The following is a 13,764-nucleotide window of genomic DNA, read 5'->3' on the forward strand; positions in this document are numbered from 1 at the left end:
TTCACCCAGTGCGACAGCCTTCTGATCGGACAGGAATGCGGCGCACACACCGTGCCCTACATCGAGAGCAAGAACGCATCGGCCCAGTTCGAGCACGAGGCCACCACCTCGAAGATCTCGGACGACCAGATGTTCTATTGCTTGCAGCGTGGCCTGTCGGAAGAGGAGGCGGTGGCGCTGATCGTCAACGGCTTCGTCAAGGACGTCATCCAGCAGCTGCCGATGGAATTCGCCGTCGAGGCACAGAAGCTGATTTCGATCAGCCTGGAAGGATCCGTGGGCTAAGAGCCCATATGAAGACTGATTTGTTACGGGCTTAGAAAGTCCGCTGAATTACGAGGAAAATCTCAATGCTTGAGATCAAAAACCTGCATGCCCGCATCGCGGAAGACGAAACCGAAATCCTGCGCGGCATCGACCTGACCGTCAAAGCCGGTGAAGTGCACGCCATCATGGGGCCGAACGGCTCCGGCAAGTCGACGCTGTCCTATATTCTGGCCGGCAAGGACGACTATGAAGTCACCGAGGGCGAGATCCTCTTCAACGGCGAAAACATGCTCGACATGGAGCCGGACGAGCGGGCGGCCGCCGGCATGTTCCTGGCGTTCCAGTACCCGATCGAGATTCCGGGTGTTGCGACCATGGAATTCCTGAAGACCGCGATGAACGCGCAGCGCAAGGCGCGCGGCGAAGACACGCTCTCCATTCCGGACTTCATGAAGCGCGTGAAAGCGGCCGCAAGCCACCTGAACGTTTCCATGGACATGCTGAAGCGCCCGCTCAATGTCGGGTTTTCGGGTGGCGAGAAGAAGCGTGCGGAAATCCTGCAGATGTCATTGCTGGAGCCGAAACTTTGCGTGCTCGATGAGACGGATTCGGGCCTCGATATCGACGCGCTCCGGATCGTTTCCGAAGGCGTCAACAAGCTGCGCTCTCCGGAACGGGCCATGGTCGTTATCACGCACTACCAGCGTCTTCTCGACCACATCGTGCCCGACGTTGTGCATGTTCTTTCCAAGGGCCGCATCGTCAAGACGGGCGACAAGGATCTGGCGCTCGAGCTGGAAAAGAACGGCTACGCCGATTACATCGATACGGCAGCCTGAGGGGGCAGGGCGACATGAACGCAAGTGTACCCATAAAGCACACGCAGGCTGAAAACGATCTGTTCGAACGTTTTGACGGTGCCAAGGGCGGATTGTCCGGTTCAGTCGCGGTGACCGCGCTTCGGGAAGCCGCAGTCGATAGTATCCGCTCAAAGGGCCTGCCGCACCGGCGCGTGGAAGAATACAAATATTCCGACTTGCGGGCTTTCATGAAGTCCGCAGCGCCGCTCGCGGCTGCCGCTGACGCGGATTCCGTCAAGGCGGCCCTGGACAGCCATGAGACCTTCGGAGATCTCGACCGGTTCCGGATCGTCATTGCGAACGGTGCTTTTCTGGCAGAACTCTCGGATGTGGACGCGCTCGCAGCCGAAGGCCTCACCGTCACCAGTCTTTGCGATGCGCTGGCGGGTGAGCAGGGGGGCGGTTTGTTGTCCGCTCCCAAATCCGGAGACGGCGATGGCGTAATCGCGCTGAACACGGCTTTTGTGCAAGGCGGCGTTGTTGTCGAGGTCAAGGACGGCGCGGAACTGTCGAAACCGGTCGAACTGGTGCAGGTCGCGGCCTCGGCAGGTGCCCAGATCACCCGCAACCGGATTGTTGTGGGCAAGGGTGCAAAACTGCGTCTTCTGGAGACCTTTGTCGGGGATACGGGCAAGGGCGAACTCAACGCCGTGTTCGATTACGACTTGGCAGACGGCGCGTCGCTTGCGGCAACCCGCCTGATCGTTGGCAAGTCGGAAGCAGCGCGGCTCTTCACCACCGTTGCCAAAATTGGCGGCGAAGCCGAATTCAAGTCCCTCGGGTTCATCGCCGGACCGCGGTTTACCCGCAACCAGCAGTTCATCGAGTTCACCGGTGAAAATTCGGAAGCCAAGATCTACGGCGTGAGCATGGCTGGCGGCGACGATCTTGCCGACCAGACACTGGTAGTCGATCACTCCGTTCCCCATTGCAACAGCCGAGAATTCTTCAAGACCGTGCTCGACGGCCGGGCAAAGGGCGTCTATCAGGGCCGCATCAATGTTGCCCAGCATGCCCAGAAGACCGACGGCGAAATGATGACCCAGGCTCTGCTTCTGTCCGAAGAAGCGGAGATGGCGAACAAGCCGGAACTGGAGATCTTCGCTGACGACGTGATCTGCGCCCATGGTGCGACCAGCGGACAGATAGACGAGGATCTGCTCTTTTACCTAAGAGCACGGGGCATTCCGGAAGCCGAAGCCAAGACCCTGTTGGTCCTGGCCTTCCTGGCGGAAGCCATTGAGGAATACGGCGAAGACGACGTGACCGAAGGTCTGGAAGCGCGCGTGCGCGACTGGCTTGCCGGGCACTGAAATCGTATTGAGCTGATTGGAACAGGAGCTGCGCCGCATGACGGTCGCCACCGCAGAAGAGGCCAACAGGGCCACGGGTTATGACGTCGAAGCCATCCGCAAGGATTTTCCGATCCTGTCGCGGGAGGTTTACGGCAAGCCTCTTGTCTATCTGGACAATGGTGCTTCGGCGCAGAAGCCCAAGGCCGTAATCGACGCGGTCACGAAGGCTTATTCTGAAGAGTATGCCAATGTCCATCGCGGCCTGCATTATCTTTCCAACACGGCGACGGACAACTACGAAGCTGCGCGTGAAAAGGTGCGCCGCTTCCTGAACGCCAAGTCTGTTGACGAGGTCGTTTTCACCAAATCGACGACGGAAGCGATCAACCTCGTGTCCTACGGGCTGGGGCCGGAGACCTTCGGCGAAGGCGACGAGATCGTGCTCTCCATCATGGAGCACCATTCAAACATCGTTCCGTGGCACTTTCACCGTGAACGCCATGGCTCCAGGCTGAAGTGGGTTTATGTCCGCGAGGACGGATCCTTTGATCTTGACGCTTTCGCGGACGCCTTGAGCGACCGGACAAAGCTTGTTGCGGTCACCCATATGTCCAACGTTCTGGGCACAGTCGTTCCGGTCAAGGAAGTCTGCCGGATCGCGCATGAGCGCGGCATTCCGGTTCTGGTTGACGGCAGCCAGGCGGCCGTTCACCTGCCGGTGGATGTGCAGGACATCGATTGCGACTATTATGTCTTCACCGGCCACAAGGTTTATGGGCCATCCGGAATTGGCGTCCTATGGGCCAAGCCGGAGAAACTGAAGGCGATGCGCCCGTTCAACGGTGGCGGCGAGATGATCCTGGACGTCACCGAGGACATCGTGACCTACAACGATCCGCCGCACCGGTTCGAGGCCGGTACGCCGCCTATCGTGCAGGCAATCGGCCTCGGGGCCGCACTTGACTACATGGATGCGCTCGGCCGGGAAAACATCGCACGGCACGAAGCGGATCTAAAGGATTATGCCCACCAGAAGCTGCGCGAGATCAATTCCCTGCGCATCTTCGGTGACGCTCCGGGAAAGGGCGCAATCGTGTCCTTCGAGTTGCAGGGAGCACATGCGCATGACGTTGCGACGATCATCGACCGGGCAGGGGTTGCGGTCAGGGCCGGTACGCATTGCGCGCAGCCGCTCTTGGCAAAATACGGCGTGACCTCTACATGTCGGGCAAGTTTCGGGCTTTATAACACGCGTGCGGAGGTGGACGCGTTGTATGAAGCCCTGTTGAAGGCACAGAGTTTTTTCGGGTAAGGACGGCCCCTATGGAAAACGCGACCACGATTGACACTGCCGCCGATGGCGAGGAACTCAGGACTGAAGTATCGTCCCAGAGCGCGATCCCGGCTGACGAACTGGACCGGCTGACCACCGATATCATCGGGGCCCTGAAAACGGTCTATGATCCGGAAATACCCTGCGATATCTATGAGTTGGGGCTCATCTACAAGGTCGACATCGAGGATGACCGGTCAATCAACATCGACATGACGCTGACGGCGCCTGGCTGCCCCGTAGCCGGGGAAATGCCGGGCTGGGTGGAAAATGCCGTTTCCGCCGTTGCGGGCGTCGGCCCGGTCAATGTCGACATGGTCTTTGATCCGCCCTGGTCGCCGGACAGAATGTCGGATGAGGCCAAGGTTGCGCTCAACTGGTATTGAGTTGGAAACCTTACATCCGATAAGCTGAAACCCTATATCAGGTTTTAGGTAACCGGAACTGAGCGAGGACTGAATGGCTTCCGCCGGAAAATTCCAGGTCATGACCCGGACCGAAGCTGCCGCCGAGCGCGTGAAGGAACTGGTTGAAAACTCCGACAAGAACGCTATTGGCTTGCGTGTCGGCATCAAGAAGGGTGGCTGCGCCGGCATGGAATACACCATGGATATGGTTGAAGAAGCCAAGCCGGGTGATGACGTCATTGACGACAAGGGCGCGAAGCTCTTCGTCGATCCATCTGCCGTGCTGTTCCTCCTTGGGACCCAGATGGACTTCGAAGTCACGAAGTTCCGGTCCGGTTTTGTCTTCAGGAATCCCAACGAGGTTTCCGCCTGCGGATGCGGCGAATCCGTTTCCCTTCAGGAAGCCGATCTGAGCGCGCTCTCGCGCTGAGACCCTTCGACGTTCAAACACCGGAAAACATGTCTACATGAAGTTGATTGAACGGCTCAAGGCCGACGCGGCTCCGCAATGGACCGATTACACTCGCCATGCATTTGTCGACCTTCTCGGGAACGGTACCCTGCCGCAGGCGTGCTTCAGACATTACCTCGTGCAGGACTATCTGTTTCTGATCCAGTTCGCGCGTGCTTACGCGCTCTGCGTCTACAAGAGCCCGGACGTTGCCGACATGCGGCAAGGCCTGGAAGGCGTAAAGGCCATTCTGGATGTGGAACTGGATCTGCATGTAGAATTCTGCGGTTCCTGGGGCATGACCCGGGTGGACATCGAGAATGCTCCGGAAGATACGCCCACCATGGCCTATACGCGCTTCGTCCTGGATGCGGGCATGTCCGGAGATCTTCTGGACCTCCAGGTGGCGCTGGCGCCCTGTATTCTGGGATACGCGGATATTGGAGCATATCTGGCAGGCGCCGGCGGTGACCGTTCGGACAACGCCTATCGGCGCTGGATCCAGGAATATTCGGGAGAAGCCTATCAGGAAGTGGCGGAGGCCTTTTCAGACTGGCTGGAGCGAACGGGCGAACGCTACCTGACCGGCTACCGTTACCCGAAACTTCTGTCACTCTTTGAAAAAGCCTGCCGGCTGGAAAGTGACTTCTGGCAAATGGGCCTGGACGTAAACGCGTAGTCCGCACAACGAGCCGCGATCAGGTTGAAGTGCTGTGATCCCGGGGGCTTCCGCTCAGGCAACGTTTTCCTGGTTTGGGTTTTCGGTCAGATCGAGTTCGGTCTTCACAAGATTGCGGCCGGCGTTTTTGGCCGCATAAAGCGCCTCGTCCGCGCGCGAGACGATCGAGTGTCCGGTATCCATCGCCTGGTATATCGCAACGCCGACGGAAATCGTGACCCGGCCAAGATTTTCTCCGGTTGATCTTTTGACCAGTTCCTTCGACATCACTGCGGTCCGGATGCTTTCCGCGATCTCGGCCGCTGCTTCGAGACTCTCGTGCGGCAGGATGATCGCAAATTCCTCTCCGCCATAACGGCAGGCAATGTCCTGCGCCTTGATATTCTGTTTCACCGCCAGGGCAACAAGGCGAAGAACCTGATCGCCCGTCTGGTGACCGTAGGTATCATTGAACTTCTTGAAGTGATCAACGTCCGTCATAAGCAGGGCGAAGCCGCGTCCGCTTTCCTTTGACTGGTCGATAATCCGTTCAATCGAATTTTCGAAATGCTTGCGATTGTTGAGTGTGGTCAACTCGTCGGTGAGGGACTCGTAGCGGATCGCTTCGAGCGACGATTGCAGTCTTTCAATATGCTTCTTGGATTCCAGCAACTGGCTTTCCAGCTTGCGGTTTGACGTGACCGCGTTCTGGGTCGACTTCACCAGATGGGTCAAATAGGCCTGCAGTTTTTCCGGGTCCGTAACAGACTTGATCTTTTCGCCGGCCTGTTCCAGTGCGGAACCGTAGTCGGACGTAGCGTCGGTGCTCAGTTTCAGGGTGTCGACGAGTTCCTCGACTTCCTTGGAGACCTGCATACCGACTTCGTCCAACCGGTCGCCGAGACGCGTCGGTGACAGGAAGCGGCCATAGAGCGTCAGCATCTCATCGGTGGTGACGCGTCCATTGGCCTTGATAGATTCATTGATCGCCCGGTTCAGGCCCTGATTATAACCGGCGGAATAGGTGTACCAGAGTTCATAGGAACGCGGGTATGCCGGCAATACGTTCTTCTTGATATATTTAATTGCGGAGTCGCCGTATTTTATCGTCCGCTTATGGTCGTCTTCATCCGACATCAGAAATCTCTCACCAAAGTCTTGCGTGAGCCGCCCCACACGGCCGCAAGATCTATGTATAAAAATCTGATGGAAGTTTTAAGGAGCCGTTAAGTCTACGGCCATTCCGCCAAATAAAGTAAAGTTATGAGGCCTTTTTGGGCCGAGGCTCACGTAACAGGAAGGCGGGGATGTGAACACCCGGACTGAAGGCGGGTTCCGACTTGCCGTCGGCCGGTTTTTTCTTTCCGGCTTTCGGCGGAAACTTTGCAACGGGGGCTGATTCTGTCTCCGCAGGTTGCACTTCGGTTACGCCGTTTCCGGCATCACGAGGCTTGGTCTGCGCGCGCCGTCGGCTGGCCGGCTTGGCCTGATCCGCCTCGTTGTCATTGCTTGAAGAACCGGCCCTGGCGGGCTTTCCTGTCTTCCGTCGGGCCTTGCGTTCCTTGGCTGCAGCCTCGAAGTCCATGGCCTCACCCTGCCAGTCGATTGTCTTGTTGATGAGCGTTTCGATCGCGTCCAGATACTTCTGGTCTTCACCAGTCACCAGCGTATAGGCGGTTCCCGAGCGTCCGGCCCGACCGGTCCGGCCAATGCGGTGGACGTAGTCTTCGGCATTGCTCGGAACGTCATAGTTGAAAACGTGGCTGACTTCCGGAATGTCAAGGCCGCGTGCAGCAACGTCACTTGCAACCAGGAGCTTGATGGTTCCCTTACGGAAATTGTCCAGCATCATCATGCGCGTACGCTGGTCCATGTCTCCGTGCAGTGCGCCGACATTGTATTCGTGGCGCTCGAGAGACCGGAACAAGGTCGTTACATCGCGCTTGCGGTTGCAGAAGACGATGGCGTTCTGAAGTTCCTCAGCGTTGTCCAGCAGTTCACGAAGGGCAGCGCGTTTTTCGTAGTCCTTGGACGGCGTCGCCTTCAGTAGCTGAGCAACGTTCTCTGCGGTGGAAGAGGTCGGAGCGACCTCGATCCGGGCCGGGTTCTGAAGGAACGTCTCTGTCAGGCGCTGGATCTCGGGCGGCATCGTCGCGGAGAAGAAAAGGGTCTGGCGTGTGAAGGGGATCAGCTTGCAGATGCGCTCGATGTCGGGAATGAAACCCATGTCCAGCATGCGGTCGGCTTCATCGACCACGAGAATTTCGACGCCTTGCAGCAAAAGCTTTCCACGCTCGAAATGATCGAGAAGGCGGCCCGGGGTCGCGATAAGCACATCCGTGCCGCGATCCAGCTTCTTGTCCTGTTCCGAAAAGGAGACGCCGCCGATCAGCAACGCGACATTCAGCTTGTGGTTCTTGCCGTATCTCTCGAAGTTCTCTTCGACCTGCGCAGCCAGCTCGCGGGTGGGTTCGAGGATAAGCGTCCGCGGCATGCGTGCCCGGGCACGTCCCTTTTCAAGAAGGGTCAGCATCGGCAAGGTGAAACTGGCGGTCTTGCCGGTCCCCGTCTGTGCAATGCCGAGAATATCCCGGCGTTCCAGGACCTGCGGGATCGCGCCGGTCTGGATTGCTGTGGGTTCTTTATAACCTGCTGCTTCGACTGCAGCGAGGACCTTCTCGCTAAGACCGAGAGTATCAAATGTCATGGAGCGTTTTGCCCGGATGTTGTGCCAGATGGTTTGATTGCCGGTTGGCGCTGCTGTGAATGCCACTGGCGCCAAACTGCGCACACCCTACATTCATGCGCTCAGGTGTCAATGCGTCCTTGAGGTAATTTTCCAAGAAAATCGAGTATTTCCGAGCTTGTTTTGCCATCTCAGTTAATAGAGCGGCTCAGGCAGGAAGGAAATCAGGGCTGAAGATCAGCATGGGATACTGATGCAACAGGAGCCTCAGGCACGTGAATTGGAAAGGGCAACGGGTTTGAGCCACGCCCGAAGGCTTGAGAAAACCACCCCAAGGAACAGCATTATGCTTGCGGACACGATTGCGTTAAATGGGCTGAAGATTCCGCGGAATGCAGAACTGGTCACGCAAGAATAAGGAACACCATTTCCGGCCCGAGCCAGGCCATTAGGCGCGACCCGCAGCGTCAGGATAACCGGACAGCCGATCAGATATCCAGATCGTCCGCAAATTCGGCGTTGTCCTGAATGAAGCGGAAGCGCGCTTCGGGCTTGTTGCCCATGAGCCTTTCGACGGTGTCGTTCGTCTCGCCGATGGCATCCTCTTCGACAGCAACCTTGAGCAGCGAGCGTTTGGAAGGATCCATCGTGGTCTCCTTCAACTGCGCCGGCAGCATCTCGCCAAGGCCCTTGAAGCGGCCGATTTCTATCTTGCCCTTGCCCTTGAAGACGGTTTCGAGAAGTTCGTCCTTGTGTGCGTCGTCTCTCGCATAGAGCGTTTTTCCGCCCTGGCTAAGACGGTAGAGCGGCGGGACTGCCAGATAAAGATGACCGCAGCGGATGAGTTCCGGCATTTCACGGTAGAAGAAAGTGATCAGGAGCGAGGCGATATGCGCACCGTCAACGTCGGCATCGGTCATGATGACGATCTTCTCGTAGCGCAGATCGCTGTCCTTGTAATTGGAACGCGTCCCGCACCCGAGTGCCTGAATGAGATCGGCGAGCTGCTGATTGGCAACCAGTTTGTCCCGGCCGGCATTGGCGACGTTCAGGATCTTGCCGCGCAGGGGCAACACGGCCTGATTGGAGCGGTTGCGTGCTTGTTTTGCCGAACCGCCAGCCGAGTCACCCTCCACAATGAAGAGTTCGGTGCCGTCCGCCTGGTTGGCGGAGCAATCGGCAAGCTTGCCGGGCAGACGCAGTTTCCGCACCGCTGTCTTGCGCGCGACATCCTTTTCCTGGCGTCGGCGCAGGCGCTCGTCGGCGCGGTCGATCACCCACTCCAGAAGCTTGTTGGCCTGGTTGGGAGATGCGGTCAGCCAGTGGTCAAACGCATCGCGAACGGCCGCTTCCGTAATCCTGGTCGCTTCGTTCGTGGCCAGCTTGTCCTTGGTCTGGCCAACGAATTCCGGTTCCCGGATGAAGACGGACAGCATGCCGCCGGCCGACGTCATGACGTCGTCGCCGGTGATAATGGCGGCCTTCTTGTTGTTGGTCAGTTCACCGTAGGCCTTCAGGCCGCGCAGGAGCGCGTAGCGGAAGCCGGCTTCGTGCGTGCCGCCCTCCGGTGTTGGCACCGTGTTGCAGTAGGAATTCACGAAGCCGTCGCCGGCGAACCAGCTCACGGCCCATTCCACGGAGCCGTGCTTGCCCGTTTTGTCCGTGCGTCCGGCAAAAGTTTCTTCGACAACCCGGCGTTCCTTGGTGAGGCGCTCGCTCAGGAAGTCCTTCAGTCCGCCAGGGAAATGGAAAACGGCTTCTGCAGGTGTTTCCTCTTTCTCTCCGATAAGTTCGGGAGCGCAGTGCCAGCGGATTTCAACACCGCCGAACAGGTATGCTTTCGAGCGTGCCATCTTGAGGAGGCGGGCGGGCAGGAACTTTGCGCCCTTGCCGAAAATTTCCGCGTCCGGCCTGAAACGGACCTGCGTTCCACGCCGGTTCTGGGTGTCGCCGACAAATTCCAGCGGGCCTTGCGGATGCCCTCTGCGGAACGTCTGGCGATAGAGTTTCCGGCTCCTGGCGACTTCGACGACCAGCTCTTCGGAAAGTGCGTTGACCACGGAGACACCCACGCCGTGCAGGCCGCCTGAGGTTTCGTAGACCTTGCTGTCGAACTTTCCGCCCGCATGAAGCGTGGTCATGATGACTTCGAGAGCAGACTTGTCCTTGAATTTCGGATGCGGATCGACCGGAATGCCGCGGCCGTTGTCGGTGATGGTCAGATATCCGTCAGCGCCAAGCGCGACATCGATCCATGTCGCGTGCCCGGCGACAGCTTCGTCCATGGAGTTGTCGATCACTTCGGCGAACAGGTGATGGAGCGCCTTTTCATCGGTGCCGCCGATGTACATACCCGGCCGGCGCCGGACCGGTTCCAGTCCTTCAAGGACTTCGATATCAGCCGCGGAATAGTCTTCCTGGGCAGGGGCGGGGGTAACGACGCGGGGCTTTTGCGGAACGGGAGCAGGATTGTCTTGCGCCAGGGGTGTGGAGACAGCTGCATTGCCAGCAAAGAGATCGTCTTTTGCGCTCATTCCGTATCGCCTGATGGGGTTCGAACCATAATTTCGCCTGTGTCAGCGCCGTTACCTACACCGAATCATGTGCCAGTTTGAAGGACAAACGAAGAACGGCCAAGAAAATTGCCGATTAGCCCCCGTTTTCAACAAGTCAGGCCGCCTTGTGCCGCCCGGAAACCTATTTTCAACCTCGGTGTGATCCAATCGAAATAGTACAAACGGGAGGAGGGCTCCTGTGTGTCAATTAGGCAACATCTCGCGAGAGAGTCAGTTCGAGCATAGCTGATTGGAGTTGCCGCCAAGGTTCGGCCATGTTTGCCCGGCACCCGTTGGGTTAAAGTCTGACCAGGTGGGGATGAGTATGTTCGGCTGCAATCCCGAACTGGCAGAAACTAATCTTCAAATGGTCTTATTTGGGCGTGGAATGGCCCAACTTAGGCCGAAATGGTTGGTCAGTTTAGGCGGCTTGAAACAAGAGTCTGCCAGTAGACGGCACAGCGGCCTGATGAAACAGACGATGCGCTTGACGCGGACAGAAAACGAGATCGAAAAGATCGCCCGTTGGAGTGAAACGGTTCGACCAGCGGGTAAAAGTGTAACCGGGATGCGAAACAAAAAGTCAAAGATTCAGCGGATTGGGAACGCCGGAACTGTGCTCGGCGCGCTGATGGTTATCGCTATATCTGGGACTGCCTGGGCGTTTGACGGCCAGCCGGCTCAGGACCCGTCCATCGGGCCCAAGGATCTTTCGCCGACCGAGGCGCTTCGTGAAGGGGCGCGCCAATACTACTCGGGCGACAAGGCCGGCGCACTCAATTCCCTTCAATATGCAGCCGAGAACGGACAGTCCATGGCTGCCTGGAAACTTGGCGAGATGTACGCCAAGGGCGACGGTGTGCAGGAAGATGACCTGAAGGCCTTCCAGTATTACAGCCAGATCGTGCGCGATCACGGAGAAGACCGCCCGAGTGCCCCGGACGCACCATTTGTTGCCAGCGCTCTCGTTGCTCTTGGCTCATACTATCTCAATGGCATCGACGGATCTGTGCCGAAAAACGAGGCACGAGCCCGGCAGATCTTCACTCATGCTGCCTCCTATTTCGGCGATGCCGATGCCCAATACGAACTGGGACGGATCTATCAGGACAACAACAGCCGCATGGCAATCCGCTGGTACAATCTGGCGGCCCTGAAAGGCCATGTCGGCGCGCAGGCGCGTCTTGGGGAAACCCTTTATGCACACGGAAATTCCGAAAAGAAGAAAGCCCGTGGCCTGATGTGGATGACCGTGGCGCGCGAGCAGGCGAGCGGGGCTGAAGCCAACTGGATCCATGCCATGCACGAGCAATATTTCGCGGTTTCACCTGAACCTGTCAGGGAGTTGGCGAGAAACCTTGCCGATGGCTGGCTCAGGCAGAACCGGCCGGACGTGCTCACAGCGCAGCAGGTTCCTTCCCAGTAGGATTGCGTCTACACGCGGCTAGTCATTCGCTTGCCCCATTTCGAGGAAGCTCAACCGCGTCGTTGTCTTTCCAGTGGATTTGGCCTGTCCTGGGAAGGGCGTTGCATTGCTCTTGGGCGGGGTGGCTTTTTGCAGGCTACTGAACGGGCAGGGGGCATTGCTGAGCTGCCATGACGTATTGTTGAGCACCATTCCACAGGTTGCCATGCGCAGGCCGTCAGGGCTTTTGAGGCAGATCGTTTCCCCAATTCCGTAATCGGCGCCCTTGTACCGGCAGGTGCAGGAGATGTCCTGAGCCTGGGCCGGCATCGAAAACAACACGCAGCCTGAAATGGCGAAAGCAGTCAGGCAGTTAGTTTTGAAAAGCGAAATCCGCCGTCCGGCAGACATCAGTATTGCCGGTAGGAAAAGTCCGCATGTTGCCTTCGCGGACGGGTGACGGCGTGTCGTTACCCCATAGCCCCTAAAGACTACCATGGCTTCGATCAGGTGCAAACCGGGATCGTGGAACCGGTCGTACAGTTGTTGGCGAAAGCAGCGGAAACCCGCTTGGGAGGCCTCAGGCGGCGAGCCGGACCCAGACCGGTACGTGGTCGGAAGGCTTCTCCCAGCCCCGCACATGCTTGTCGATGCCGCAGCCTGTCATCCGGTCCGTTGCCTGGGGGGACATCAGGATGTGATCGATCCGGATACCGTTGTTTTTTTGCCAGGCACCGGCCTGGTAGTCCCAGAAGGTGAAGGTTTCTTCCGCTTCGGTGCATGCGCGGACCGCTTCGGTCAGGCCGAGATGGGTGAGGGCCCTGAACCGCTGGCGGCTTTCTGGCTGGAACAGGGCGTCATCAACCCATGCTGCCGGATTCTTCGCGTCGACAGGGTCCGGAATGACGTTGTAATCGCCAAGCAGGAGGTATGGAACCTCTTCAGACAACCTGCTTTCGGCGTGGGCAATCAGCCGGTCCATCCATTCAATCTTGTACGGAAATTTTTCGGTCCCCAGTGGATTGCCGTTGGGCAGATAAAGGCAGCCGAACCTGACCACGCCGGTTTCGGTGGAAACACATGCCTCGATATAGCGGGCTTGCTCGTCCGCATCGTTGCCGGGCAAGCCGCGCCGAACATCTTCAAGCGGCAGCTTGGACAGAAGAGCAACGCCGTTGAAACCCTTTTGCCCATGAGTTTCGACGTTGTACCCTAGCTCCTCGAAGGGTTGACGCGGAAAGTTTTCATCGACGGACTTGATTTCCTGCAGGCAGGCAATGTCCGGCGAAGCTTCCTTGAGCCATTCCAGCACCGTATCGATGCGGGCCTTGACGCCGTTGATGTTCCAGGTCGCAATTTTCATGGATTGGGCCTCGAGTGCCGGGAAGCCGGAACGCCGGCCAGGGAAACCGGAGACCGGTCAGATGGTAAAGCTGGTCCCGCAACCGCAACCGGCGACGGCATTCGGATTGTTGATCTGGAAGGACTGCCCGATCAGATCATCCACGAAGTCGATTTCCGATCCGCCCATATACTGCAGGGAAATGGCATCGATCAGCACGGTAGATCCGCTTTTTTCGATAACCAGATCGTCATCTTCGCGGCTGCCGACCACCTCGTATTTGTATTGCAGACCGGAACATCCGCCGCCTTCTACGCTCACGCGGAGCATGCTTCCGGCGGGTTCTTTCGACAATATGGTCGCAATCCGCTTGGCAGCGCGGTCGCTGACTGTTACTCGATTTTCAAGTGTTTCGGTCATCTTTCGCCGACTCGCCTTGCTCTTGAGGTCCTCAGGAGCGCTAAACCTGATTTATTCAGATAAGTATGTTTTGAACTTGCCCACG

At 57.9% G+C, this 13,764-nt stretch carries 14 protein-coding genes; 8 read left to right on the plus strand and 6 right to left on the minus strand.

Translation table 11 applies throughout. The features are described from left to right. The 7 genes from ACQY7U_RS01895 to ACQY7U_RS01925 form a co-directional block, all read left to right on the plus strand. The coding region (locus ACQY7U_RS01895; RefSeq protein WP_428641402.1) for a SufD family Fe-S cluster assembly protein at positions 1–285 on the plus strand (285 nt) is incomplete at its 5' end. Positions 286–350: 65 nt separating this feature from the next. Then, positions 351–1,106: a Fe-S cluster assembly ATPase SufC gene (gene sufC, locus ACQY7U_RS01900; RefSeq protein ID WP_428641404.1), complete on the plus strand. Its 756-nt coding sequence runs from the start codon at positions 351–353 to the stop codon at positions 1,104–1,106. Between the two features lie 14 nt (positions 1,107–1,120). Beyond that, positions 1,121–2,440, plus strand: coding sequence for a Fe-S cluster assembly protein SufD (gene sufD, locus ACQY7U_RS01905; protein WP_428641406.1), 1,320 nt, complete (start codon positions 1,121–1,123; stop codon positions 2,438–2,440). A 37-nt stretch (positions 2,441–2,477) separates the two neighbouring features. Next, the gene (locus ACQY7U_RS01910; RefSeq protein ID WP_428641408.1) at positions 2,478–3,734 is read left to right on the plus strand and encodes a cysteine desulfurase; all 1,257 of its coding nucleotides are present in this window, start codon (positions 2,478–2,480) and stop codon (positions 3,732–3,734) included. An 11-nt stretch (positions 3,735–3,745) separates the two neighbouring features. Further along, positions 3,746–4,141: an SUF system Fe-S cluster assembly protein gene (locus tag ACQY7U_RS01915; protein WP_428641410.1), complete on the plus strand. Its 396-nt coding sequence runs from the start codon at positions 3,746–3,748 to the stop codon at positions 4,139–4,141. Positions 4,142–4,214: 73 nt separating this feature from the next. After that, the gene (sufA, locus tag ACQY7U_RS01920; protein ID WP_428641412.1) at positions 4,215–4,592 is read left to right on the plus strand and encodes a Fe-S cluster assembly scaffold SufA; all 378 of its coding nucleotides are present in this window, start codon (positions 4,215–4,217) and stop codon (positions 4,590–4,592) included. A gap of 37 nt (positions 4,593–4,629) precedes the next feature. Next, complete coding sequence (locus ACQY7U_RS01925) at positions 4,630–5,292, plus strand: TenA family protein (protein ID WP_428641414.1); 663 nt, start codon at positions 4,630–4,632, stop codon at positions 5,290–5,292. Positions 5,293–5,346: 54 nt separating this feature from the next. Here ACQY7U_RS01925 and ACQY7U_RS01930 read toward each other — a convergent pair whose 3' ends face one another. From ACQY7U_RS01930 to parE, 3 genes are all read right to left on the minus strand, one after another. After that, on the minus strand, positions 5,347–6,333 hold the full coding sequence (locus ACQY7U_RS01930) for a GGDEF domain-containing protein (RefSeq protein ID WP_428641416.1): 987 nt from the start codon (positions 6,331–6,333) through the stop codon (positions 5,347–5,349). Between the two features lie 199 nt (positions 6,334–6,532). Next, positions 6,533–7,978, minus strand: coding sequence for a DEAD/DEAH box helicase (locus ACQY7U_RS01935; protein ID WP_428641418.1), 1,446 nt, complete (start codon positions 7,976–7,978; stop codon positions 6,533–6,535). A 467-nt stretch (positions 7,979–8,445) separates the two neighbouring features. Beyond that, positions 8,446–10,491, minus strand: coding sequence for a DNA topoisomerase IV subunit B (gene parE / locus ACQY7U_RS01940; RefSeq protein ID WP_428641420.1), 2,046 nt, complete (start codon positions 10,489–10,491; stop codon positions 8,446–8,448). 652 nt (positions 10,492–11,143) lie between these two features. Here parE and ACQY7U_RS01945 point away from each other — a divergent pair. Further along, positions 11,144–11,938, plus strand: coding sequence for a tetratricopeptide repeat protein (locus ACQY7U_RS01945; protein WP_428641422.1), 795 nt, complete (start codon positions 11,144–11,146; stop codon positions 11,936–11,938). 18 nt (positions 11,939–11,956) lie between these two features. Here ACQY7U_RS01945 and ACQY7U_RS01950 read toward each other — a convergent pair whose 3' ends face one another. The 3 genes from ACQY7U_RS01950 to erpA form a co-directional block, all read right to left on the minus strand. Next, the gene (locus ACQY7U_RS01950) at positions 11,957–12,328 is read right to left on the minus strand and encodes a hypothetical protein (RefSeq protein ID WP_428641424.1); all 372 of its coding nucleotides are present in this window, start codon (positions 12,326–12,328) and stop codon (positions 11,957–11,959) included. 169 nt (positions 12,329–12,497) lie between these two features. Next, a complete protein-coding gene (xth, locus tag ACQY7U_RS01955) occupies positions 12,498–13,280 on the minus strand; it encodes an exodeoxyribonuclease III (RefSeq protein WP_428641425.1) in 783 nt (260 codons plus the stop codon). A gap of 57 nt (positions 13,281–13,337) precedes the next feature. Continuing rightward, the gene (gene erpA / locus ACQY7U_RS01960) at positions 13,338–13,679 is read right to left on the minus strand and encodes an iron-sulfur cluster insertion protein ErpA (protein ID WP_428641427.1); all 342 of its coding nucleotides are present in this window, start codon (positions 13,677–13,679) and stop codon (positions 13,338–13,340) included. Positions 13,680–13,764 lie beyond the last annotated feature (85 nt).

Source organism: Roseibium sp. (genome assembly GCF_050301095.1).
Classification (GTDB): domain Bacteria; phylum Pseudomonadota; class Alphaproteobacteria; order Rhizobiales; family Stappiaceae; genus Roseibium.